24 protein-coding genes are annotated in these 23,720 nt (G+C 63.4%); 12 read left to right on the top strand and 12 right to left on the bottom strand.

Going from position 1 to position 23,720, the window contains the following annotated elements; translation table 11 throughout:
• Positions 1 to 112: 112 nt before the first annotated feature.
• Both AB0J47_RS05380 and AB0J47_RS05375 read left to right on the top strand, forming a co-directional pair.
• A complete protein-coding gene (locus AB0J47_RS05380; protein WP_364340824.1) occupies positions 113 to 1,540 on the top strand; it encodes an MFS transporter in 1,428 nt (475 codons plus the stop codon).
• Positions 1,537 to 2,283: a 3-hydroxybutyrate dehydrogenase gene (locus AB0J47_RS05375; RefSeq protein WP_364340822.1), complete on the top strand. Its 747-nt coding sequence runs from the start codon at positions 1,537 to 1,539 to the stop codon at positions 2,281 to 2,283. Before AB0J47_RS05380 ends, AB0J47_RS05375 begins: the two co-directional genes overlap by 4 nt.
• 11 nt (positions 2,284 to 2,294) lie before the next feature.
• On the opposite strand, the gene AB0J47_RS05370 is transcribed toward AB0J47_RS05375, so the two are convergent.
• A complete protein-coding gene (locus tag AB0J47_RS05370) occupies positions 2,295 to 2,840 on the bottom strand; it encodes a TetR/AcrR family transcriptional regulator (RefSeq protein ID WP_364341343.1) in 546 nt (181 codons plus the stop codon).
• 141 nt (positions 2,841 to 2,981) lie between these two features.
• Here AB0J47_RS05370 and AB0J47_RS05365 point away from each other — a divergent pair, with 141 nt between their 5' ends.
• Genes AB0J47_RS05365 through AB0J47_RS05340 form a run of 6 tightly spaced genes read left to right on the top strand, consistent with a single transcriptional unit; the run spans position 2,982 to position 11,030 of the window.
• Positions 2,982 to 4,571 carry a carboxyl transferase domain-containing protein gene (locus tag AB0J47_RS05365; RefSeq protein WP_364340820.1) on the top strand — a complete coding sequence of 530 codons (1,590 nt, stop codon included), beginning with the start codon at positions 2,982 to 2,984 and terminating at the stop codon, positions 4,569 to 4,571.
• A 5-nt stretch (positions 4,572 to 4,576) separates the two neighbouring features.
• Positions 4,577 to 6,586 (top strand): biotin carboxylase N-terminal domain-containing protein, encoded by a 2,010-nt coding sequence (locus AB0J47_RS05360; RefSeq protein ID WP_364340818.1) that lies wholly within the window; start codon positions 4,577 to 4,579, stop codon positions 6,584 to 6,586.
• Between the two features lie 18 nt (positions 6,587 to 6,604).
• Positions 6,605 to 7,765, top strand: a complete 1,161-nt coding sequence (locus AB0J47_RS05355) for an acyl-CoA dehydrogenase family protein (protein WP_364340816.1) — start codon at positions 6,605 to 6,607, stop codon at positions 7,763 to 7,765.
• On the top strand, positions 7,762 to 8,250 hold the full coding sequence (locus AB0J47_RS05350) for a MaoC family dehydratase (RefSeq protein WP_364340814.1): 489 nt from the start codon (positions 7,762 to 7,764) through the stop codon (positions 8,248 to 8,250). The genes AB0J47_RS05355 and AB0J47_RS05350 overlap by 4 nt, the downstream gene beginning before the upstream one ends.
• Positions 8,247 to 9,059: a CoA ester lyase gene (locus AB0J47_RS05345; protein WP_364340812.1), complete on the top strand. Its 813-nt coding sequence runs from the start codon at positions 8,247 to 8,249 to the stop codon at positions 9,057 to 9,059. Before AB0J47_RS05350 ends, AB0J47_RS05345 begins: the two co-directional genes overlap by 4 nt.
• A gap of 45 nt (positions 9,060 to 9,104) precedes the next feature.
• Complete coding sequence (locus tag AB0J47_RS05340) at positions 9,105 to 11,030, top strand: acetoacetate--CoA ligase (protein WP_364340810.1); 1,926 nt, start codon at positions 9,105 to 9,107, stop codon at positions 11,028 to 11,030.
• Positions 11,031 to 11,092: 62 nt separating this feature from the next.
• Here the strand turns inward: AB0J47_RS05340 and AB0J47_RS05335 are convergent, their stop codons facing one another.
• Genes AB0J47_RS05335 through AB0J47_RS05325 form a run of 3 tightly spaced genes read right to left on the bottom strand, consistent with a single transcriptional unit; the run spans position 11,093 to position 12,754 of the window.
• Positions 11,093 to 11,929: a helix-turn-helix transcriptional regulator gene (locus AB0J47_RS05335; protein WP_364340808.1), complete on the bottom strand. Its 837-nt coding sequence runs from the start codon at positions 11,927 to 11,929 to the stop codon at positions 11,093 to 11,095.
• On the bottom strand, positions 11,926 to 12,447 hold the full coding sequence (locus AB0J47_RS05330; RefSeq protein WP_364340806.1) for a DUF6879 family protein: 522 nt from the start codon (positions 12,445 to 12,447) through the stop codon (positions 11,926 to 11,928). The genes AB0J47_RS05335 and AB0J47_RS05330 overlap by 4 nt, the downstream gene beginning before the upstream one ends.
• Complete coding sequence (locus tag AB0J47_RS05325; protein ID WP_364340804.1) at positions 12,425 to 12,754, bottom strand: hypothetical protein; 330 nt, start codon at positions 12,752 to 12,754, stop codon at positions 12,425 to 12,427. Before AB0J47_RS05325 ends, AB0J47_RS05330 begins: the two co-directional genes overlap by 23 nt.
• Positions 12,755 to 13,209: 455 nt before the next feature.
• Between AB0J47_RS05325 and AB0J47_RS05320 the strand changes: the two genes are divergently transcribed.
• The 4 genes from AB0J47_RS05320 (at position 13,210) to AB0J47_RS05305 (ending at position 14,590) form a co-directional block, all read left to right on the top strand.
• Positions 13,210 to 13,521 (top strand): hypothetical protein, encoded by a 312-nt coding sequence (locus AB0J47_RS05320; RefSeq protein WP_364340802.1) that lies wholly within the window; start codon positions 13,210 to 13,212, stop codon positions 13,519 to 13,521.
• Between the two features lie 69 nt (positions 13,522 to 13,590).
• Positions 13,591 to 13,827, top strand: a complete 237-nt coding sequence (locus AB0J47_RS05315) for a hypothetical protein (protein ID WP_364340800.1) — start codon at positions 13,591 to 13,593, stop codon at positions 13,825 to 13,827.
• Positions 13,803 to 14,276 carry a hypothetical protein gene (locus AB0J47_RS05310; protein ID WP_364340798.1) on the top strand — a complete coding sequence of 158 codons (474 nt, stop codon included), beginning with the start codon at positions 13,803 to 13,805 and terminating at the stop codon, positions 14,274 to 14,276. The genes AB0J47_RS05315 and AB0J47_RS05310 overlap by 25 nt, the downstream gene beginning before the upstream one ends.
• An 11-nt stretch (positions 14,277 to 14,287) precedes the next feature.
• Positions 14,288 to 14,590 (top strand): hypothetical protein, encoded by a 303-nt coding sequence (locus AB0J47_RS05305; protein ID WP_364340796.1) that lies wholly within the window; start codon positions 14,288 to 14,290, stop codon positions 14,588 to 14,590.
• A gap of 200 nt (positions 14,591 to 14,790) precedes the next feature.
• Here AB0J47_RS05305 and AB0J47_RS05300 read toward each other — a convergent pair whose 3' ends face one another.
• The 8 genes from AB0J47_RS05300 to AB0J47_RS05265 form a co-directional block, all read right to left on the bottom strand.
• A complete protein-coding gene (locus AB0J47_RS05300; RefSeq protein ID WP_364340794.1) occupies positions 14,791 to 16,032 on the bottom strand; it encodes a TetR/AcrR family transcriptional regulator in 1,242 nt (413 codons plus the stop codon).
• Between the two features lie 183 nt (positions 16,033 to 16,215).
• Complete coding sequence (locus AB0J47_RS05295) at positions 16,216 to 17,502, bottom strand: helix-turn-helix domain-containing protein (RefSeq protein WP_364340792.1); 1,287 nt, start codon at positions 17,500 to 17,502, stop codon at positions 16,216 to 16,218.
• A gap of 141 nt (positions 17,503 to 17,643) precedes the next feature.
• Positions 17,644 to 18,333, bottom strand: a complete 690-nt coding sequence (locus AB0J47_RS05290) for a hypothetical protein (protein WP_364340790.1) — start codon at positions 18,331 to 18,333, stop codon at positions 17,644 to 17,646.
• A gap of 12 nt (positions 18,334 to 18,345) precedes the next feature.
• On the bottom strand, positions 18,346 to 19,524 hold the full coding sequence (locus tag AB0J47_RS05285; RefSeq protein WP_364340788.1) for an MCE family protein: 1,179 nt from the start codon (positions 19,522 to 19,524) through the stop codon (positions 18,346 to 18,348).
• Positions 19,521 to 20,600 (bottom strand): MCE family protein, encoded by a 1,080-nt coding sequence (locus AB0J47_RS05280; RefSeq protein ID WP_364340786.1) that lies wholly within the window; start codon positions 20,598 to 20,600, stop codon positions 19,521 to 19,523. The genes AB0J47_RS05285 and AB0J47_RS05280 overlap by 4 nt, the downstream gene beginning before the upstream one ends.
• Complete coding sequence (locus tag AB0J47_RS05275) at positions 20,597 to 21,697, bottom strand: MCE family protein (protein ID WP_364340784.1); 1,101 nt, start codon at positions 21,695 to 21,697, stop codon at positions 20,597 to 20,599. The genes AB0J47_RS05280 and AB0J47_RS05275 overlap by 4 nt, the downstream gene beginning before the upstream one ends.
• Positions 21,697 to 22,701 (bottom strand): MCE family protein, encoded by a 1,005-nt coding sequence (locus tag AB0J47_RS05270; RefSeq protein WP_364340782.1) that lies wholly within the window; start codon positions 22,699 to 22,701, stop codon positions 21,697 to 21,699. The genes AB0J47_RS05275 and AB0J47_RS05270 overlap by 1 nt, the downstream gene beginning before the upstream one ends.
• A complete protein-coding gene (locus tag AB0J47_RS05265; RefSeq protein ID WP_364340781.1) occupies positions 22,698 to 23,720 on the bottom strand; it encodes an MlaD family protein in 1,023 nt (340 codons plus the stop codon). Before AB0J47_RS05265 ends, AB0J47_RS05270 begins: the two co-directional genes overlap by 4 nt.

Below are 23,720 nucleotides of genomic sequence, written 5' to 3'. Positions count from 1 at the left end.
AACTGGTTATTGCGGCCGAAGATATGTGCACGAATACTCGTGCTGACCACGAAATGTGGGGGCCGTCACATCTGCTTGCCAGATGTGGCCCCGGTCATGAAGGAGATGTTCGATGAGTGTGCGCGATGCGATGCGGCCGACGGGAAACGATCCCGGCGGGGTACCGGCCGGGCTGAGGCGGGTGGTGGCCGCGTCCATGGCGGGCACCGTCGTCGAGTGGTACGAGTTCTTCCTCTACGGCACGGCCGCGACGCTCGTCTTCAGCAAGGTGTTCTTCGCCAAGGACACCAGCGATCTCGACGCGATCCTCGCCGCCTTCATCACCTACGCCGTCGGTTTCGCCGCACGCCCCTTGGGCGGTGTCGTCTTCGGACATTTCGGTGACAAATACGGCCGCAAGAAGCTGCTGCAGTTCAGTCTGGTGCTCGTCGGAAGCGCGACCTTCCTCATGGGCTGTCTACCGACCTTCGCCCAAATCGGTTACTGGGCACCGACATTGCTCGTCGTCCTGCGATTCATTCAGGGCTTCGCGGTCGGCGGCGAATGGGGTGGCGCGGTACTGCTCGTGGCCGAACACAGTCCGAACTCCAGGCGCGGCTTCTGGGCTAGCTGGCCGCAGGCCGGGGTGCCGGTGGGCAATATGTTGGCGACGGTCGCACTACTGGCGCTGACCTCGACGCTGTCCGACGCCGCCTTCCTCAGCTGGGGCTGGCGTGTGGCGTTCTGGCTGTCCGCGGTGGTCGTGCTGGTCGGCTACTACATTCGCACCAAGGTCACCGACGCACCCATTTTCGTTGCGGCACAGCAGGAAATCGAACAGATCAAGGCCAATTCGCTCAGTGTCGTCGAGGTGCTGCGGCGCTACCCGCGCGGTGTGTTCACCGCCATGGGGCTGCGATTCGGCGAGAATATCCTCTACTACCTGGTGGTCACGTTCACCATCACCTATCTCAAGGTGCACGTGCACGTCGATACCAAGGTCATCCTCTGGTGGCTGCTGGCCGCACATGCCGTGCACTTGGTCATGATTCCGTTGGCGGGCAGCCTTTCCGATCGCTTCGGCCGACGGCCGGTGTACCTGGTCGGCGCGCTCACCGCGGGCACCTGGGGCTTCTTCGCCTTCCCCATGATGGACAGCGGCCATAACGCGATCATCATGTCCGCGATCATTATCGGCCTGGTATTCCACGCCTTCATGTATGCGGGCCAGCCCGCGATCATGGCCGAGATGTTCCCCACCCGGATGCGGTATTCCGGTGTCTCCCTCGGTTATCAGGTCACCTCGATCGTAGCTGGATCGCTCGCCCCGATCATCGCCGTGCGCCTGCTCAATACCTATGGGTCGGCGGTACCGATCGCCCTGTATTTGGCTGCGGCCGCGGCGATTACCGCGATCGCCGTCCTGTTCGCCCGCGAAACGAAGGGCATAACACTGGAGAGCATCGACACCGCCGACGCGGAAAACCTTGCCGCGCAATCGGCACCTATCCCGGCCGAAACCGTCGTGCGGAAGCCGAGCGCCAGCGAGGCGCAGGCATGAGTGATCTGACCGGACGTTCCGCCCTGATCACCGGCGGCGCCAGCGGCATCGGCGCCGCCTGCGCCAGAGAACTCGCCGCGCGCGGCGCCATCGTCACCATCGCCGATATCGATGACGTGGCCGCGAAGGCACTCGCGAGCGATATCGATGGAAAAGCCTGGGCCATAGATCTTCTCGACGTCGCGGCACTGGAAAATCTCACCCTGGACGTGGACATCCTGGTGAACAACGCCGGTGTACAGAGCATCAACCCGATCGAGGACTTCCCGCCGGAGCGATTCCGGAACCTGATGACGCTCATGGTCGAAGCGCCGTTCCTGCTCATCCGCGCGGCACTGCCGCGGATGTACCAGCGAGGTTTCGGCCGGATCATCAATCTGTCCTCGGTACATGGATTGCGCGCGTCCGAATACAAGGTCGCGTACGTGACGGCCAAGCATGCTCTGGAGGGCCTGTCCAAGGTGACGGCGCTCGAGGGCGGCCGTCACGGCGTCACGAGCAATTGCGTCAATCCCGGATATGTTCGAACGCCGTTGGTGGACAAGCAGATTGCCGATCAAGCCAAGGCACATGGCATCGACGAGCAGCAGGTGCTGGAGCGGGTGCTGCTCACCGAGAGTGCGATCAAGCGGCTGGTCGAGCCGCAAGAGGTTGCGTCACTGGTGGGTTGGCTCGTCTCACCCAACGCGGGCATGGTCACCGGCGCGTCCTACACCATGGACGGCGGGTGGACCGCCCGGTGATTCCGGCGGGCCTAGCCCAATGCGGACAGCGCCATCTGTCGCAGGACCGGCCGGGCCCGGGTGGCGGTGGCATTGGTCGCGCTGTGCGGCGTGGAGTTCATCAAGCCGAAGCCCGCATGGGCCTGCACCCGCGCGGTCTCCTCCGGCAGTTCCGGATGCAACTCCCGCAGCACCGTCACCCAGATCTCGACATACTGACGCTGGGTGCGCCGCAGTTCTCGTCTGGGCCCGACCGGCACGTTCTCGAGGTCGCGGTCCTGGATCCGGATGAGTTCGGGCTCGCCGAGCGCGAAGTCCAGATGGAAATCGACAAGCCCGTCCAGCGCCTCCCGCGCCGACCCGGTCCGCGCCACCACCGCCTTCCCACCCGCGAGCAGCCGCTGACTGACCCCGATAAGCAGTTCGACCAGCAGCGCCTCCTTATTCGGGAAGTGCCGGTAGACCGCCGGGCCGCTGATCCCGACGGCCGCGCCGAGGTCGTCCAGGCGCATGCCGAGGAACCCACGATCGGCGATGAGCCGGGCACCCGCATCGAGCAACTGCTCCCTGCGCTGCATCTTCAGTTTTTCCCTGCGGGTGAGCGTGCCGGGGTCGGTGCTGGTCACACGCCCTCCTTTCAGCACACCTGGACATCTCGGTTAATCAATATTAACCTGAATTCCAGTTATCGGCGACTAACTGGATGGCAGGACGGCGTGATGACGGTGACCGAACAGGTCGGGGTCGACAACCGCACGGCACATGGGGCGCTACTGGAGGATCTACGCGCCCGGCTGGCCGCTGCGGCGCTCGGCGGGCCCGCGAAGGCGCGCGAGCGACATGTGGCCCGCGGCAAGCTGCTGCCCCGGCAGCGGGTGGATCAGCTGCTCGATCCGGGCAGCCCGTTCCTCGAGCTCTCGCCGCTGGCCGCGACCGGCATGTACGACGACGAATGCCCCGGCTCCGGGATCATCACCGGCATCGGGCGGATTTCCGGGCGGGAATGTGTGATCGTGGCCAATGACGCCACGGTCAAGGGCGGCACCTACTACCCGATGACGGTGAAGAAGCATCTGCGCGCCCAAGAGGTCGCATTGCAGAACCAGTTGCCCTGTGTGTATCTCGTCGACTCAGGCGGTGCGTTCCTGCCGCGCCAGGACGAAGTGTTCCCGGACCGGGAGCATTTCGGGCGCATCTTCTACAACCAGGCGACCATGAGCGCCAAGGGAATTCCACAGATCGCCGCGGTACTCGGTTCCTGCACCGCCGGGGGTGCGTACGTGCCCGCGATGAGCGACGAGGCGGTGATCGTGCGCAATCAGGGCACGATTTTCCTCGGCGGACCGCCGCTGGTGAAGGCCGCGACCGGGGAAGTGGTTACCGCCGAGGAACTGGGCGGTGGCGAATTGCATTCGCGCACTTCGGGAGTCACCGATCATCTGGCCGAGGACGATCAGGACGCGCTGCGCATTGTGCGCCGCATTGTGGCCACGCTCGGCCCGCGCCCGGCCAGCCCCTGGGAGGTGACGCCGACTGTCGCGACCGCGAAGCCGGAGTCAGAACTGTATGACGTTGTCCCGGTCGATCCGCGCACGCCGTACGACGTTCGCGAGGTCATCCATCGGCTGGTCGACGGTGGCGACGGATTCCACGAATTCAAGGCCGAATACGGCAAGACGCTCGTCACTGGATTCGCCCGCATCCATGGCCATCCGGTCGGCATCATCGCCAATAACGGCGTGCTGTTCAGCGAATCCGCCATGAAGGGCGCGCATTTCATCGAACTGTGCGATAAGCGCAAGATTCCGCTGCTGTTTCTGCAGAACATCACCGGTTTCATGGTCGGGCGCGATTACGAAGCGGGCGGTATCGCCAAGCACGGCGCCAAGATGGTCACCGCGGTCGCGTGTGCGCGGGTGCCGAAACTCACGGTGGTGATCGGCGGATCCTATGGCGCGGGCAACTATTCGATGTGCGGGCGCGCGTATTCACCGCGTTTCCTGTGGATGTGGCCCAACGCGCGGATTTCGGTAATGGGTGGTGAGCAGGCCGCCTCGGTGCTGTCGACGGTGCGCGGGGATCAACTCGACAGCAGCGGACAGCCGTGGTCGGCCGCGGACGAGGAGGCATTCAAGGCGCCGATTCGGGAACAGTACGAACATCAGGGCAATCCGTACTACTCGACCGCGCGGCTCTGGGACGACGGCGTCATCGACCCGGCCGACACCAGAACCGTACTCGGACTTGCCCTTTCGGTGTGTGCGCAGGCACCGCTCGAACCCGTTTCCTACGGCGTCTTCCGGATGTGATCGCGATGATGAACAAATCCCATCCCGTCGATTTCGACATCGTGCTCGTCGCCAACCGCGGCGAGATCGCGGTGCGGGTCATCCGCACCTTGCGCGCCATGGGCATTCGCTCGGTCGCGGTCTACAGCGACGCGGACGCGCAGGCCAGGCACGTGCGCGAGGCGGATATCGCAGTGCGCCTGGGTCCGGCTCCGGCCCGGGAAAGTTATCTCGATATCAAGAAGGTGGTCGCCGCGGCGGTGCGCACCGGCGCCAAGGCCGTGCATCCGGGCTACGGATTCCTTTCCGAGAATGCCGCCTTCGCGTCCGCGCTGGCCGAGGCGGGCATTGTGTTCCTCGGGCCGCCCGCCAAGGCGATCGAGATCATGGGCGACAAGATCGCGGCGAAGAACACCGTCGCCGCGTTCGATGTGCCCGTGGTCCCCGGTATCGCCCGTCCTGGCCTCAGCGATGCCGAATTGATCGACGCCGCAACCGATATCGGCTATCCGGTACTGGTCAAGCCATCCGCCGGTGGTGGCGGTAAGGGTATGCGACTGGTCGAGGAGCCGTCGGCATTGCCCGCCGCGCTGGCCAGCGCACGACGCGAAGCAGCCGCGGCATTCGGTGACGACACCCTGTTCCTGGAGCGATTCGTCACCCGGCCACGCCATATCGAGGTGCAGATCCTTGCTGACCAATTCGGCCACGTGATCCACCTCGGTGAACGCGAATGCAGCCTGCAGCGGCGGCACCAGAAGGTCATCGAAGAGGCGCCGTCGCCACTGCTGGATGCCGCGACCAGGGCACGCATCGGCGCGGCAGCCTGCAATACCGCACGCAGCGTCGACTATGTCGGTGCGGGCACGGTCGAATTCATCGTCTCCGCCGATCGGCCGGACGAGTTCTTCTTCATGGAGATGAATACCCGTCTGCAGGTGGAACATCCGGTCACCGAGCTGGTCACCGGGATCGATCTGGTGGAGTGCCAGGTACGCGTCGCGGCCGGGCAGAAGCTCGCGGTGGACCAGGATGAGCTGCGGCTGGTCGGACATGCGATCGAGGCGCGCGTTTATGCCGAGGATCCCGGTCGCGGCTTCCTGCCCACCGGCGGCACGGTGCTCGACTTGTCCGAGCCCGAAGGCGCTGGTGTGCGGGTGGATTCGGGCCTACGCATCGGCACCGTCGTCGGCAGCGATTACGATCCGATGTTGTCGAAGGTCATCGTGCACGCCGCCGATCGCCATACCGCGCTCGCGAAACTCGATCGAGCACTGAGCGATACCGTTCTGCTCGGGGTCACCAGCAATATCGAGTTCCTGCGCTTCCTACTGGCCGACCAGGATGTGGCCGCGGGGAAGCTCGATACCGGTCTGCTGGATCGTCGTGTCGGCGACTTCCGGCCCGCCACCGTCGGGGACGAGGAGTTCATGGCTGGCGCCGCCTATCACTGGCTGCGGCGCTGGCCTGCGGCGGCGAGCGATCCGTGGGATATCCCGTCCGGGTGGCGCATCGGCACGCCCGCGCCGACCACCATCAGGCTCGCCAGCGGTGACCGCACCGAGCACGTCTACCTGACCGGCTCGCCCGACGCGGCCGACGTGCACCTCAACAGCGGCGAACCAGTTTCGCTCACTGCTGATTTCACCGACGGCAGGCTGGTCCTGACGCTGGACGGTGTGCGCCGGGATTACCGCGTCGCGGAGCACGACGGACAGCTCTGGGTGGCCGGCCCCTCCGGTGTCGCGGTATTGCGCGAGGTTGCCGAGGTGAATGTCCGCGGTGGCGCCGAACATGTCGGCGACGCCGAAATCCGCAGTCCCATGCCGGGTTCGGTGATCGCGGTACCGGTCGCCAACGGCGCCACCGTCGCCGTGGGGACCCCGGTCGTCGTGGTCGAGGCCATGAAGATGGAGCACACGCTCACCGCGCCGGTCGCGGGCACCGTTGAAGTCCTGGTCGAACCGGGGGTTCAGGTCCGCCTCGACCAGCCGCTGGTGCGCATCGCCGCGGCCTCCACCGAACCCGAACGCTGAGCGAGAAGGAATTTCCGCATGAGTGACTTTCTGTCCACCGGCACACTGCCCGAGGACTATCGCGACCTAGCACTGACGGTGCGCGATTTCGCCAAGTCGGTAGTCGCGCCCGTAGCCGCCGAACACGATGCGAACCATACGTTTCCGTACCAGGTCGTCGCGGGTATGGCCGATATGGGCCTGTTCGGCCTGCCGTTCCCTGAGGAGTACGGCGGTATGGGCGGCGACTATTTCGCGCTGTGCCTGGCGCTCGAGGAACTCGGCAAGGTCGATCAGAGTGTCGCGATCACGCTCGAGGCCGGTGTCTCGCTGGGCGCCATGCCCATCTATCGCTTCGGCAACGATAAGCAGAAGCAGGAATGGCTGCCGCAGCTGACGAGTGGCCGCAATCTGGCCGCCTTCGGACTCACCGAACCCGGTGCAGGCAGCGATGCGGGTGGCACCAGGACCACCGCGGTCGCCGATAGCGGCGAATGGGTCATCAATGGCAGCAAGCAGTTCATCACCAACTCCGGCACCGATATCACCAAACTGGTGACGGTGACCGCGGTGACCGGACAGTCGGGCGGCAAGAAGGAGATCTCGACCATCCTCGTGCCCACCGACACCCCCGGCTTCGTGGCCGAACCGGCCTACAACAAGGTCGGCTGGAATGCCTCGGATACGCATCCGTTGAGCTTCACCGACGTGCGGGTGCCGGAGGAGAATCTGCTCGGCGAGCGCGGTCGCGGCTACGCCAACTTCCTGCGCATTCTCGACGAGGGCCGCATTGCCATCGCGGCGCTGTCGGTCGGCGCGGCCCAGGGCTGCGTGGACGAGAGCGTGCGCTATGCCAAGGAGCGCGAGTCCTTCGGTCAGGCCATCGGCCGCAACCAGGCCATCGCCTTCAAAATCGCCCGCATGGAGGCGCGCGCCCACGCCGCGCGCACCGCCTATTACGACGCCGCCGCACTCATGCTGGCGGGCAAACCGTTCAAGAAGGAAGCCTCCATCGCGAAGCTGGTGGCCAGCGAGGCGGCCATGGACAACGCCCGCGATGCCACCCAGATCTTCGGCGGCTACGGCTTCATGAACGAATACGCTGTGGCCAGGCACTATCGCGACAGCAAGATCCTGGAGATCGGCGAGGGCACAACGGAGGTACAGCTGATGCTGATCGGACGGGAGCTGGGCCTGTGACGGAGACGGACGCCCCACGCCGGGTGGTGCAGCGCGGCCTGTGGTTCGAGGAGTTCGAGATCGGTGTGGTGTACGAGCATCGACCGGGCCGGACCATCACCGAGGCCGATAACGTTCTGTTCACCACGCTGACCATGAACACCCAGGCACTACACCTGGACGCGGCCTTCAGCGATCAGCTGCCGCCGTTCCACCAGCGCCTGGTGAATTCGATGTTCACCCTCTCCACCCTGATCGGCCTCTCGGTCGCGCAGCTGACCCAGGGCACGATCGTCGCCAATCTGGGCTTCTCCGAAGTCGCCTTCCCGAAGCCGCTGTTCCACGGCGACACCATGTATGCCGAGACGGTGGTCACCGATAAGCGCGAATCCAAGAGCCGTCCGGGCGAGGGCATCCTCACCTTCGCGCACACCGCTCGCAACCAGCATGGCGATATCGTGGCGACTGCGGTACGCAAGACATTGGTGCGCAAGGAGCCCGCATGAGTTGGCAAATCCCCGGACCGGCCTGGCTGTTCTGCCCGGCCGACCGCCCCGAACGCTACGAAAAAGCCGCCGCGGCGGCCGATGTGGTGATCCTCGATCTCGAGGACGGGGTCGCGGCCGGGGATAAAGCCGCCGCACGCAAGGCACTCGTCGGGACCGAGCTGGACCCCGAGACCACCGTGGTGCGGATCAATGCCGTCGGCACCGATGAACACGAATCGGATCTCGCGGCATTGGCGCGGACCCAGTATCGACGGATCATGCTGCCGAAAGCCGAATCCGCCGAACAACTCGACTCACTCTCCGACTACGAGGTGATCGCGCTGGTCGAATCGCCGCTCGGCGCCATGGCTGTCGGACAAGCGGTATCGGCGCGCAATGCGATCGGGGCCATGTGGGGTGCGGAGGATCTGGTCGCCGGGCTCGGCGGCAACTCCAGTCGGCATGCCGATGGCAGTTATCGCGATGTGGCACGCCATGTTCGGTCGACGACGCTGCTCGCGGCCAAGGCGTACGGCAAGTTCGCGCTGGACTCGGTGTATCTGAACATCCGCGATCTCGACGGGCTGCGCGCCGAAGCGGTGGACGCGGTCGCGAGCGGCTTCGACGCCAAGGTGGCGATCCATCCGAGCCAGGTGCCGGTCATCCGGGCGGCCTACGCCCCGTCCGATGACGAAATCGACTGGGCTCGAAGGGTACTCGACGAAGTCCCGAACCATCGGGGCGTTTTCGCATTCGAGGGCCGTATGGTCGATGCCCCGGTGCTGCGCCATGCCGAGCAGATCGTGCGGCGCGCGAACCACACCTGATTTTTCGAAACTCAGCCAGGAGGTAATGCGGTGCAACCACAATGGATGCCGACCGAATCTGATATCGCGGAGGCGAGCATCACCGACTTCGCCGGGTTCGTGGCTGCCCGCACCGGACATTCCGCGCCGGATTACCGGTCGCTGTGGCAGTGGTCGGTCGACGATCTGCCCGGCTTCTGGGGTGCACTGTGGGATTACTTCGAGCTCGGTCCGATCGCGGGCGAGGTGCTGGAAAGTACCGAAATGCCTGGCGCGCAGTGGTTTCCGGGCACTCGGCTGAATTATGTCGATCAGGTCGTACGACAATTTCGCACCGATCGGCCCGCCATCATCGCAGTGACCGAGGATGCTCCGGCGCGGGAGGTGTCCTGGAGCGAATTAATCGACAGCACAGCCGCATTCGCGCGCACACTGCGCTCGCTCGGCGTGCGGCCGGGTGATCGGGTGGCCGGATACCTACCGAATATTCCGGAGGCGGTGATCGCCTTTCTGGCCACCGCGAGCATCGGTGCGGTGTGGAGCGCCTGCGGTCAGGACTATTCGCCCAAGGCGGCGCTGGACCGGCTCGGCCAGCTCGAACCAACCGTGCTGATCACCGCCGACGGCTACCGGTTCGGCGGTAAAACGCATGACAAGCGCGACGATATCGCGGCCTTGCGGGCGGGACTCGACACCGTGCAGACCACGGTCGCCGTCTCCCAGCTGGGCCTGCCGGTTCCGGACGCACTGGCCTGGACCGAGGCGGCCGCCAATACCGAGGCCGTTGTCATCGAAACCGAGACGGTCGATTTCGACCATCCGCTGTGGATCGTGTTTTCCTCCGGCACCACCGGACTGCCCAAAGGCATCGTGCACGGGCATGGTGGAGTCGTACTGGAGCATCTCAAAGCCGTTGCGCTGCAAGCGGATATCGGACCCAACGACACTTTCTTCTGGTACACCAGCCCGAGCTGGATGATGTGGAACTTCCAGGTCGCCGGACTGCTGGTCGGTGCGACCATTGTCTGCTACGACGGCAGCCCCACCTACCCGACCCCGGATGCACTGTGGCACATCGCATCCCAGGTCGGCGCGACCGTACTCGGCACCAGTCCGGGCTACGTGCTCGCCTGCATCAAGGCGGGTTCGGTGCCGCGCACCGACCACGACCTCACCGCGCTGCGGCAGGTCGGCATCACCGGTTCGTCACTGCCACCCGCATCGGCGATGTGGTTGAGCGACAATGTCGGTGACCACGTGCAGGTTGCCTCGATCAGCGGCGGCACCGATGTGGTCTCCGCCTTCATCGGCGGCGCGCGGACCGTACCGACCTGGCCGGGCGAGCTTTCCGCGCCCTACCTGGGTGTCGCGCTGGAGGCCTTCAACGCCGACGGCAAGTCGGTTCGTGACGAGGTCGGCGAACTCGTCATCACCAAGCCGATGCCGTCCATGCCGGTACGCTTCTGGAACGATCCGGACGGAATCCGTTACCACGACGCGTATTTCGACATGTTCCCCGGCATCTGGCGACACGGCGACTGGATCACCATCACCGAACGGGGCAGCATCGTGGTGCACGGCCGCTCCGATTCCACCCTCAACCGCCACGGCATCCGCATGGGTAGCGCCGATATCTACCAATCCGTCGAGCGCCTCCCCGAAATCACCGAGGCCCTCGTCATCGGCGCCGAACAACCCGACGGCGGCTACTGGATGCCCCTATTCGTCACCCTCACCCCGGGCACCGCCCTCACCGAAGACCTGAAAACCCGCATCAACACCACCATCCGCACCGAGGTCTCCCCCCGCCACGTCCCGGACGAAATCATCGTCGCCCCCGGCATTCCGCACACCCGCACCGGTAAGAAACTCGAGGTCCCCATCAAAAAGCTCTTCCAAGGCGCGGACCCGACGCGCGTCGTTGAACGCAGCGCGGTCGACAATCCGGACCTGCTCGACTGGTACGCCGCCGTCCGCCCGGCCCGGAACTGAACCGGCAAACTGACCGTGGCTGCGCTGTCGAATATCCGACCCGGATACGGCTGGGGAGAGGGCTATCCAGACCGGGTTTCGATAGCCTTCCGAATGAGTGTCCGCGCCGCTTCACCCGTTGCGGATTGCCTAGCGAGAATATCGAACGCCCGACCATAGAGAGAAATCTCCCGTGGCTGGGTAATGGTGATGCCTGCCGTATGGCCTTCAACCTTTACCATTCGGTTGTCGAACATAAAGAAGTTATCCACCACAACCAAGCCTTCGGCAGTGTTTGGAACAATTCCCAGAGTCACTCGAGGCATACCGATTACCGAATATAAACGGTCGAGCTGGCCAATCATCACCTGATCGTTCCCGAAGGTGGTATATAGCGACTGTTCAGCCATCAGTATATGGAATCGTTTACCCTTTTGATAAAGGACACGTTGCCGCTCCATTCGCTTTGAAACGGCTTCGTCCAAATCGTCGGGAATCTGATAGAACGCTATGACGTTTCTCATGATCGCTGTTGCGTAATCGGCCGTTTGGAGTAGGCCCGACACTACGGCTGACTCCCAGTTCCGAATGAACGTAGCTTGTGATTCGACCTTCATCGTCTGCTGCTGCCGACGCTTCATGCCTGTACCGAGCAGTTGACGCCACTCACCATATGCACTGTCGATGTTATGCAGCGTGGCCAGGAGGTCTTCGAGCTGATCACTGGCGTCACAGTGACGGCAGTAAGCGCGGACGACGATATCTGACACATGCAGTCGCGCGTACTCGTACTTGCTGACCTTCGACTCGTGCCAGCCCTCGAGGCGGGCGAGCTCCCGGCCGGACATTCCGGCGCGTCGCCGAATTTCCCGTAGACGTTTACCGAGAGCTTCCCGCGCTTCCTGAACTGAGCTGGTCACTGGATAGAAATCACCCGCGCATACTCGTCGTACGGCGTCGCCGAATTCCAGAGTCGATCCCGGACACCCCGACAGTACGAGACAATCGCCGGATCGTCGGTTACCGCCGACCCGCCAACCGCGCGGCCGTCCATATCGGAAAGGTTGAATGCCACAGTTTGGTAGTCGACCAACCACCAATCATCTTTTGGTACTTCCCCGGCAAGATGACGGGGAAGATAACGAATCTCCTCGCCAGCTTCCACGTTGAACGCTGCCATCGTGAGCGACCAGCGCTGGTAGTCGCTGTGCGGAACAGTGACTACGCGAACCCGTTTGAACGATACCCCGCGTGTCACAAGTTCCTGAACGAAATTAGACCAGCCCTCGTACCATTTCCGATAATCGAATGGCTCATTGGTCAAGAACTTTTGGAAAGGCTCGTCTTCCGATGGCACTCCGTACGAGTCCCGGACCTCCAAATGGAATGCTTCGTGTCTGGATTCCGTCAGAATTTCACGAGTCGGCCGGAATTCCAAAATAGATCCTTTCTGCCTTCGGAACCTCGATAGCTGTTTCGTAGTCTTCCATGGTCATCTGATCCAGCGTCTCCTGGTCGGTGACCAGTCGGCCGGACAGAGTGAAGGTGCCGCGTCCGGTATCCCTCATCGGTGCCCCGATGTATGTGCGAGGTTCAGCGAACCCGACCAAAAGGTGCGGGATCTCCACAGTTTCCGCCTGATCGGTCCGCCATCCGAGGACGACGTACGAGCCTTCGTCGGTGGCGAACAGCGTCGGACAGCCGTCATGATTCGATCCACCCTTGCCGAGGTAACGCAAGCGCATGGCCGCAACTCCTGTCTATAAGTGTGCTGCTCTTTGCAGCACATTCGACCATGTTCCCTTCTCCCATGACAGCATGCACCCAAATCGCACAGACATTGGCAAGTATTGGCACAATTCTGGTGTCCGCCGGTCAGTCGTTCGTAGCGTCGGAGTCGGCCCCGTGACATGTGACGCCAGCCGGTCACGGGGTGCCTACCAGGATGCGGCCGAGCGGAGGAGAGCACCCGTGTTGAACAAACGACGGTCACAGCCTGATTGTGTTCTGCCGCAGCGAAACCCGTTCGTCGGCCTACCACGGCCCGAGCGTCAAGGCTGGTGGCAACCGCCTCCCGCCGAAGTGATCGAACTGTTCGTCGTTGCGGTCAATCAGTGGAGTTACCAGACCGACCCTGATGAATCGTCCCGGTGCCGGGGTTCGGAGTCCCCGGCACCGGGCGCACCAACAGGGAGGCGTGATGCGTCGAGTTGAGTTGCGGACCGCGCAAACCGAGGACGGTCACAAGGTCGCGGTGTGGCAGTTGGTAGCGCGTATGCCGCGTGTCCTGCGTGTGCAGTTTCCTACTGAGCATTTCACCGCTTACCGAGTGCCGTCTAAGACACCGCTCTACGGAGCGCAACCCGGAACGATCATGTTCGACGGGTATCCGGATTTGGCCGATGCCCGGGAGATGCTTCCAGAGCACGAAGACCTGTGGAACATCCTGCGCGATGACTACTGGGCCGTGCTGCTCAGTACAAGGGATCTTCCAAATCCATTGGGGGCGTGAAAATGCCGTCCGATCTCGTTCCGTCTCGTTCCGTCTCGTTCACGGGAGATAGCTCCTTCGGTACGGGCGTTGTTCGCGCAGTTCCATGAAGAGACTATTCAGAAGCTCGCCATTGCTCCGATCGATAGCGACCCGATCTACCAGGCTGCGGACGGCTCGCTGAGCGGGGTTGAGGACGGCTGGATATCGGACCCGGACACCGACCTAGACAAAGCCGATGCAATCACGATCCAGCCGACCAGCGTTATCGATAGAGAAGTTTGCGCGATAGGGGAAAGTCCTTGCAGTACAACATTTCTCGACTAAGCGTCATCGCCGCATTGCTCGGTGCGACGCTGATTTCCGGCGACGTCGCGAGCGCCGATCCGAGCCAACCATGGGTCACAGAGGCGAAGAAGACCATATGTGACAACGGCTTCAGCCCTTGGACCACACCGACGGTTTTGCCGCCCAAGATCGAAGGCTACGGCTGGGCAAAATGCGATCTCCCTGCCGATGGCGATCCTGGTCTTACGCATAACTACTACCTGAGCTTGCAGCGCCGCAATTCGTCTGGTGGCTGGGATTCCGTGGGTGAGCACATCCGAACCAGCCTTGTACCGTGGACCCGCCAGACCTACACGGCCAGCGCGCCTTGTTCGGCCGGATACTGGCGGATCGTCTCGTCGGTGAGCGGTACCATCCAGGGCAAACAATACGGGCCAATCGAAACCGTCTCCGATTCACGGGTCGTCACAGCGGCCGAATGCGGATAGAAGGGGATGACATGGATCTGCCGAATGGACGCCGTTACGCCGAGTACATCGGCCCAGTCAGCACGCGCGAGCGGGTAGCCGGTTTGGTGCGTGCGCTGTCGCTGGAATTGCCGCGTCGGCGGAAGCTACATCCGCAGGACGCGGGCGGCGGGTACCAAGGCGTTCGCCGAGAGTTCGGCCGCTGGGTCGTGCGACCGATGACCGGCCCGGGTTCTCGCCGTTGGGTCAGCAAGCCGCACTACGCCACCCGCGCTATTCCCGGGAACGACCGCGAAGCGGCAACCGACTGGATGCTCGCGACTCTCGGACTCTGACAAGTCCGACATAGACCACAGCCCCCGGTTGCTTTCGAGCAATCAGGGGCATTGTCGTTCAGCGCTGCCTTAAAAGCTACGGACAGCAACCGCATCGCCTACCTCCATGACGGTCTCCCCGTATTAGCCCGTCGTCCTACTGCCGAGAACTGAACCGGCGGACGATCGCAACGCCCGGTCGTGGACGCGTTGTCGCAAACCTAGCGGCCGAAGAGGATGACCCGCATGAGGTGCGCAACTCGCTGCTGCGAGCACAGCGGGTTTTCCGGTCCGAGCCACTGCCCGAGGTCGACCACCAGTGCCAGTGCGGCGTGCACCAGCACACGCGCCTCGGCCGCGGATAGCTCCGGCCGGACTCCGATGAGCAGCTTGGCCCACTCTTCTACGTTGAGCCGCTGGATATTTCGCAGTACGGTGCGAACCTCCGGCGGCACATTGCTGATCTCCGCGTAGTACACGAAGGTCAGCTCGCGCTCGGCGAACGAGCCCTGCACGTACAGCTCGATCAGAGTGCTCAGTGCCTGTTCCGGGGTATCCGATGCGGCGATGGCAGGTCCGATGGCCGCCGAAACCCGGTCCGCCGCACGGCGAAACGCGGCTGCGAGCAGATCGCCCTTGCTGCGGTAGAAGCGGTACACCGCTGACGAGGCGGGCATGCCCGCGGCATTGGCGATATCCTCCACGCTCACATTGGGATACCCGTGCTCATGAAAGAGCTCGATGGCCCGCACCAACAACAGCTCGTGTTTGAAGGTGAACGGAACCTCCTTCGCGCCAAGGGATTCGGTGTCGTCGCCGGGTGTGGGCAGATCACAAGCGGTCACCGCATGACAGGCCGAGCGCAGCAGTGCCGCCAGCGCGCGCACCGGCACTGCGACATGGTGATCGGAGATGCTGCCGATCACGCTCATCGCGGCGGCCGAGAGCACCGCCCGATCACGGTCGGGCAGTTCGGGTCGGGTCTCGGCCAGCAGTTCGCGGGCCACTGCATCGGTGGTGATCAGGTGATCGATGAGGGTCTGGCGATCGGGATCCTCCAGATACCGGTTCTGCCAGCGCAGCAGTGCGGCGCTGCGGCGATTCGCGATGGAGGCCGTGATCAGGGCATCGAGGATGTGGTCGAGGCGTTCGGCGGCCGGCCGGTCACGCAGTTGTTCGGGCAGGCGCACGGCCTCGGTGCTCAGCCCGGCCAGCCGCAGCGCCTCCTCGCGGAACAGGGCGTATTTGCTCGGATAGTGCCGATACAGTGCGGTAGAGCTGATATCGAGGCGCGAGGCTATATCCTCCATGCTCACGCCGTGGTAGCCGAATGCGCCGAAGGCCTCGGCAGAGGCGGCGGCGATCTGCGCCCGTCGGTTGCGCGGGCGGCGGCGCACCTCCCGCGATTGCGCGGCGCGGCCTGCGGTCGCGTCCTCCGGCGCGCGACGATCCTCGGCATCCATCCCGCGATGTTAGCCCAACCGGACGCTTGCTCGGCGTCTCTTCCCAGTGCTGAAATCGTATTGAATAAAGGATCACAAAAATATGCTCTTACATGGCGTCACTCCGCGATACCTGTGTAGAATACTCACTAACATACTCGGCAAAAGCGGCGGGCAGCATATCGAGCTGACGCGGGGCGCGGACTACGAGCGGGCCGGGCGGCCGAACAGAACCATCTGCATGAGCAATCGAACCCGGGCCGGGGAAGCGATTGGTTCGGCACTGAAGTTGCGCCCCAAATCGACCACCAACGCGAAGGCGGCGTGGATCAGGAAGCGGGCCTCGGCGGGTGAAAGCTCCGGTCGGACATCACGCAGCAGCCGCGCCCACTCTTCGACGCTGAGCCGCTGGATATTCCGCAGCACCGTGCGCTCATCGCTCGGAACATGCTGGAACTCTGTGTAATACACGAAGGTCAACGCGCGCTCGGAGAACGAGCCCTCGATGTACTGTTCGATCAATGTGGTCAGTGCCTCTTCGGCGTCGGCCGCCGCCGCTACCGCCGGGCCGATCGCACCGGAAACCCGGTCGGCGGCGCGTCGGAACGCGGCCGCGAGCAGATCACTCTTGCCGCGATAGAACCGATACACCGCCGAAGCGGCGGAAAGTCCTGCAGCAGTGGCGATTTCCTCGACGCTGACATTCGGGTAGCCGCGATCATGGAAAAGTTCGACGGCCTTGCGCAGCAACAGCTCATGTTTGAACGAATCCGGAATCTCCGCTGCCACCGGCAGTTCGGCATCGGCTTCCAGCGCTGGCAGCTCGGCGGGCACAATCGACCAGCAGGCCGAATTCAGCAGTCGGGCAAGGGATTTAGCGGGCAGACTGGCATGGTGATCGGCGATGCTGGTGATCACGCTGAGCAGGGCGGCGCGCAGCACCCGCAGCTCGTCCTCGGCGAGCTCCGGTCGCAATGCGGCCAATTGCACACCGATCGCGCCGACGACGGCGAGCTGCTGGTCGGTGAGGACCGTCAGATCCTCCGGCTCGAGATAGCGACCCTCCCACCGCACCAGGGTGACCGTCGGCCGATTCTCGATCGTGACCGCGATCAGGGCGTCGAGGACCTGACGCAGCCGTCGCTCCGACGTCCAGCGTTCACCCACCCCGCCGACTCCGTCGGCTGCCATCCCCCGGCCCGCCGCCTCCGGCAGCTCGACCGACTCCGTCATGGCCCGGCCCACCCGCAGTAACTCCTCCCGGAACAGCGCGTACTTGCTCGGATAGTGCCGATACAGCGCCGCCGAACTGATCCCGAGCCCGGACGCGATGTCCTCCATGCTCACACCGTGATAGCCCAGCGCGCCGAACGCGGCCGCCGACGCCGCCGCGATCTGGGCCCGCCGATTCTTCGGCCTACGCCGAATCTCCCGCGGTGCCGAGTCGCCGCTGACCGCCTTGCGCGCCGTACGGCGATTGTCGACACTCATGCCGCCATGGTATCGACAACCTCGACCGCCCCGGCTGTCCAGGTCGGTCTGATTTGCCCAGGTGGGGCGCGCAGTCGCCGGATCGACCAGGTACTGAACGATCGGTATGGTTTCGGCGTCGGGCCTCCCGCCATACCCGGGTTAGGAGCGTGGCGGCGTGGCAAGGGGTGAGTTCACCTTGTTGACCAGCCAGCGCCCGTCCACCTTTTCCAGGCGCATTACCATGGACAGTTGACCGGGGGCCGGCTTGCCCTGGGTGCCCATGCTGGTGATGGTTTGGCCGATTACCACGATCGCCTCGGCGGAATTCGTGTCGCCGGATTTGATTGCGCACTGGACGTCGTTGACCTTCGAGATCACCTCGCCCTGGGTGAGCACATCACGCAATTCTTTGCTGGTGCTGTCGAATTGCTTCTTCCAGTCACCGGTGGCGCCGTCGAGCACTGCGGCGAAGTATTTGTCGAGATTCTTGGCGTCGTAGTCGGCGAGTACAGGGGCGTATTGGCAGGCAGCGAGGCGGGCGTCCTCGTGGGCGGTGACAATGGCCCTGTTGTCCTTGTTCTGGAGGTAGTAGAACACCGTGGAGGCTACTGCGGCGACGAGCAGTAGTGCGGCGGCAGCGCGGTAGCCGATCGCGGTGCGATTGTTGGGCGTGCGGAGAAATCCGAACCGTTTGGCTGCAGGCACTTTCGAACCCACATCTGGCGTGGCGTCAACATTCGACGCCGCATCCGCGTCGATATCCTTGCCGAGCGAGACGGTAGCCTCCGGCACCTCGGCCTGCGCATTCTCGATTTCGTTATCGGCTGTATCGATGGTTGGCTCGCTCATAGCTTCTCGTTCCTATCTGCCAGGTGCGGGTCGGGAGAGTTCATTGCCGGTGACGCCGGGTGGCGGACCGGAACCGTTGTCCGGCACATTCGGGCGCGGCGCATTCGCCGAACCGCGTACCTGCAGTGCGGGATTGGTGGTGACGCAGTAGTTGTAGAGCCGCACCCTGGTATCGACGGTCTTGTCGGTCGGCACCACGGGGATCGTGTCGTAATCACAGGTCGGCCGCGGCCACGGATCGACCATTGTGTTGAAGGCGTTGTCGTGCGCCGGAATTCCGATGGCCTGCGAACCCTCGCGCAATGCCGGGAACAGCGCTTCGATGGCCGGTTGACGCAGCTTGGCCGCCTTGGTGATGGCGACGAAGTTGGTGATCAGATTGGTCATCGGGTCCTGCGTGTCGTGCACGATGCCGCCGAGGGTGGCCAATTGGTCCGGCCCGAGTTCGAGGAATTCGCGCACTTCCTGATCGGCCACGGTCAGCTGCTGGAACAGTGCGCTCGAGCCGGTGGTGAGCGTGGTCAGATCCGGTTGGGCGTGGGTGGTGGTTTCGGCGATCACCTGAAGGTTCTGGATCAGCCGCTGGGTCTGCGGCAGCAGATCGGTCAGGCCCGACATTGCCCGGCTGATTCCGGCGACCATATTGCGCAACCGATCCGGACCACCGGCCAGCGCCTTGTCGAGTTCATCGATGATCACATTGAGTCGCGTCGGATTCATTCCGCCGATCAGCCCACTCATATTCGTGAGCACCGCTTGCACCGTCACCGGTGTGCTCGTCGCCGACCGGTCGACGATCGAACCGTCGGACAGATACGGACCGCTATCGGAGTCGGGTCGGAAGTCGAGGTACTGCTCGCCGGCCGCCGAGAGTCTGCCGACAGCGACGCTGCCGCCCACCGGAATCCGTGCGGTGTCGTTGATTTCGGCGATGGCGGCCACACCGTCACCGGATACCCGAACGTCGACTACCTTGCCGACCCGACTGCCTCGGAAAGTGACGTCATTGTTCGCCGCGAGTCCACCGGAACCCTTCAGCTCGACCCGGACCCGGTAGGTGCTCGGCAGCGGGTTGATCCGCAGTACGGCCGCACCGAGATAGGACATGCCGAGAATCAGCACGACGATCAGCCCGATATTGGCCACCGCGATCCGATGCCGAACCAGCCAGTGCCACAGTGGAATATTCATCGTGCACCGCCCTGCAACCGACCGATGACCTTCTGGATCACCTCGGCCAGACTGCCGACAAACGCCGGTACATCGCCGATTTTCGGCCAGCGGCTGCCCTTCGGGTCGGTGAGGGCACCGATATCGAGATAGGAGACCGTGGCGGCGACCGCAAGCACCGGTCCGTCGTAGCTGGCCATGACATCGGGATAGATGGCGTGCAGACCGTCGAGCGTGCCCGCCAGATTGTCGCCCATCTGGGTGAAGCCGGACATCAGCCGCTGGATGCTGTCGAACAGGCTCAGGAACTCCGGGCCGGTGGTGTCGGTGAAATCACCGAGCGCGGACATGGTGACCGAGACCTTGGCGACGAGTTCGGCGATACTTCTGTTGTTTTCGGCGACCAATCCGATCAGCGGCGGAAAGGTATCCGCAGCGGCACCCAATTCCACCTTGCGCCTGGCTAATTCGCCGGTGAGCACATTCAGCCCGGACAGCACGCTGTCGACATCGGCGGTGCGTGCGTTGAGTGCCGCGAGTACATCGGTCATTTCGGTGATCAGATGTGCGAGCTGCGGTGCCCGACCAGCGAACATCGAATTCATCTCGGTGGTTATCCGAGCAACCTGATTGAGTCCACCGCCGTTGAGCAGCATGGAGATCGACATCATCAACTGTTCGACCGACGCACCGGTGCCGGTGTGGTCGGGTGCGATGGTGTCGCCGGGACGCAGCATCTCGGCGCTTTCCTGCTCGGCGGGCAGGGTCATGGCGACGAACATGTCACCGAGCGGGGTGGCCTGGCGCAGTTCGGCGGTGGTGCCGCGGGGCAACTGAATATCCTGCCGGATCCGCAATTCCACATCGGCGAGAAAGTTCGTGGTGCTGATCTTGGCGACCATGCCGATTTCGGTGCCGCCGATCTTCACGTGTGCATTCGCGGGCAGGTTGAGTGCGTCCTCGAAGACGGCGTGCAGCTCATAACCCGGCCCACCGATCCCCGGCTTGGGCAGCGGCACATTATCGACCGTCACGGCACATCCCGCAGCGGCGAGAACAACAATCGCCGCGGCGAAAACCGCACGTGCCGGCCTCATTTGGTGATTCCGAGCAACGCGGCGGTCAACCCGAAGTCAGGGCCGAAGTCCTGGATCTTCCCGGTGCGGCAGCCGTCGAGGCGTAGCTGGATGCGCTCACAGAACAACGAAAGCGCTTCACCGTCCAGCACCGCCTTGTCCAGCAGACCGTGCAGGCGCAGCGCCCTGTTCTCACGGCTCACGGCGTTCGAGAAGTTCTGGAAGAACAGCGGCGTCACATCGGTGATTTCGGTGAGCCCGCGGGCATTGGCCCGCATCTGGGCGGTCAATGTCGTGAATCGGGTGAGCGCACCGAGCAGTTGTTCGCGGTTCTGGCCGACCACGGTCGAGGTATTGGTGACGAAGTCGTTGAGCTGAGTGATCACCGCCTGCAAACCCGGCGCCTGCTTCCCCATAAGTTGCACGAGTTCGGTGAGCCGACCGCTGAAATCCCGCACCGTCTGGTCGTTCTGGGCAATTATCTCGGTGATCTCATTGAGTTTGACGATGGTATTGGAGATCTGGTCGCCATTGGCGAGGGTGACCTCGAATGCCGACGACAGATCGTCCAACGTTTCGCGCAGCTTGTCGCCATTGCCATTGAGCAGCGGGAACAGCACCCGGCTGGCCATCGGTCCGGTTTCGTTGTCGCCCTTCAAGGCCGCGCCGAGTTGATCGAAGGTTTCCAGGATGCGGTCGAGTTCGACCGGGGTGCGGGTCCGGGCGAGCGGAATGTGCTGGCCGTCGGTCAGCACCGGACCATTGCCTTCATAGGCTGGGGCGAGTTCCACATGCCGATTGGTGATCAGCTGCGGTGAGATCAGCGCCGCCATGGCGTCGGCCGGAATGCGCACGCCCTTATCGATGGACATGGTGACTTCGACATAGCTGCCCTTGGGGATCACGGTATCGACCCGGCCGACCGGAACACCGAGCACCGCAACGTCATTGCCCGGGTACAGGCCGGCGACATTCTCGAAATCGGCACTGATCTGCAGGTGTTCGCCGAGGTACTGATCGGGCAGTGCGGTGAGGCTGTCGGGCAGCAGCGAACAACCGGTCGCCACCATCACTGCCAGGCCGAGCACCGCCGATTTCAGCAAAGTACCCATCTTCATCAATTGCACCCCTGTACGGCTTGGGCGAAGCAGAGCCAGTTGTCCGGGAATACCCATGGCGCCCACACATCGCCGTAGGGGCCATTGCCGAGGGCATTGTTGAACTGCCGCAATGCGACCGGCATGATCTCGTAGAGCGAATCGAGGTTGTCCCGGTTCTTTTCCAGCCCCTCGGACATGGTGTTCAGATTGTGGATGAGCGGACCGAGTTGATCCTGGTTCTCCAGGCCCATCTCCTGCAGCAGCCGCGACAGGCTCGCGACATTGTCGAGCAATTGCTCGAGCAGATTCTGCCGCAGTGCGACAGCATTGCCGATGGCCTCGCCTCGGGTGAGCAGCAGCAGCACGCTATTGCGGTTGTCGGAGGCCAGCTGGGCCACTTGATCCATGCTCTTCAGCAGGGTGTCCACCTCGTCGCGGCGATCATTGATCACCTTGGCCAGCGCGCCGATGCAGTTCAGCGCCTCGACGGTGAGCTGCGGGGAGTCACCCATCTGCTGGCTGAGCACATCCAGTGACTGCCGCAGCTTCGCCGGATCCAGGCGTTCGATACGCTCGAAGGACGATTTGTAGTTCGGATCCCGGATGACCTTGCCGAGGTTGTAGGGCACCGAAGTCTGCTTCAGCGGAATTCGATTGTCCGGCAGTCCTTTTCCATTTCCGGGCAGCAACTCGATGTGCAGCTTGCCGAGAATTGTCGTCATCTTGATGGCGGCCGAGGCATCCGGGCCGAGTCGAAGATCCTTGCGCACCTTCAGATCCACGACGACCTTCGCACCGTCGAGTCGTACGGCACCAACGGAGCCGACCTCGATGCCGGAGACATCCACCGATGCTCCCGATCGCAGACCCGCTGCCTGCGCGAATTCCGCGTGAATTGTCTTTTCGCCCAAATGCGCCTGCGATAACGCACTCGAGCCGACCAGCAGCACAACGACCGAACCGGCCGCGAGCAGTCCCAGCCACAACAGGCGATTGCGCACCGGGCGCATCAATGCCGTCATCGGCAGACCTCCGAATGAGAATTGCCGCCCACCTGTGAGAACAGCCCGGGTGGCAGCAGCACGCCCCATAGCGAGACGTCCAGCGAGCAGATATAGGCATTGGCATACGCGCCGTAACTGGTGAATCGGGCGAGACCATTGAGGACGGTCGGCAGCTCGACCGCCGCCTGATCCAAGGACGCGCCGTTGAGGATCAGCAGCGCGACACCGCTGGACGCATCGTTCTGCGCCCGAGCCAGATTCGGTTTCACCTGATTGATCAGAGCCGCCAGCGAATCGGTGGATCTCGCCACCGTATCGACCGACGACTTCAGCGATTCACCCTGTGCGTAGAGCGATTCCACCAGCGAACGCGCCTGCGTGATAAGGGTTTCCAATTCGCCGCTGCGATGAGCCAGGCCCGCGATCACACTGCTGAGATTGCCGATGACATCGCCGAGAATCCTGTCGCGCTGACCGAAGGTGCCGGCGAGTTCGGCGGCTTGGGTGATCAGGGCACTCAGCGAGGCATTGTTGCCTTGCAAGGCCTGGATCAGGGTCTCCGACAGCGAATTGACCTGATCCGGTTGCAGCACACTGAACAGTGGTTCGAAACCCGACAGCAGCGATGACACATCGAACGACGGTTCGGTGCGCTCCAAGGGAATCGCGGATCCGGCAGTCAGCCACGCGCCCTCGTCCTTGCCGGGAACCAGGGCGATATAGCGCTGGCCGATCAGATTATGATAGCGCACAAGGGCTTTCGTCGTCGTGGTCAGTCGCTGATTGTGCTGGATTCGGAAGTCCACGCGCGCCTTGTAGTCGCCGTCGAAATCTATGGCGTCGACGCGCCCGACCCTTACACCCGCCATCCGGATGTCATCGCCGATACGAAGGCCCAGCACATCGGTGAAGGTGGCCGAGTACGAATCGGTATCGCCGGTTACCGAACGTTGCAGCGTCGACCAGATCGTGTAGGTCAACAGCACCGCGACCACGGCGAACAGACTGAATCCGACCAGTGCCTTCCCTGACTTCAT

The sequence above is a fragment of the Nocardia sp. NPDC049737 genome (assembly GCF_040674755.1).
Lineage (GTDB): Bacteria > Actinomycetota > Actinomycetes > Mycobacteriales > Mycobacteriaceae > Nocardia.
This window is presented reverse-complemented; position numbering and strand designations above follow the sequence as displayed.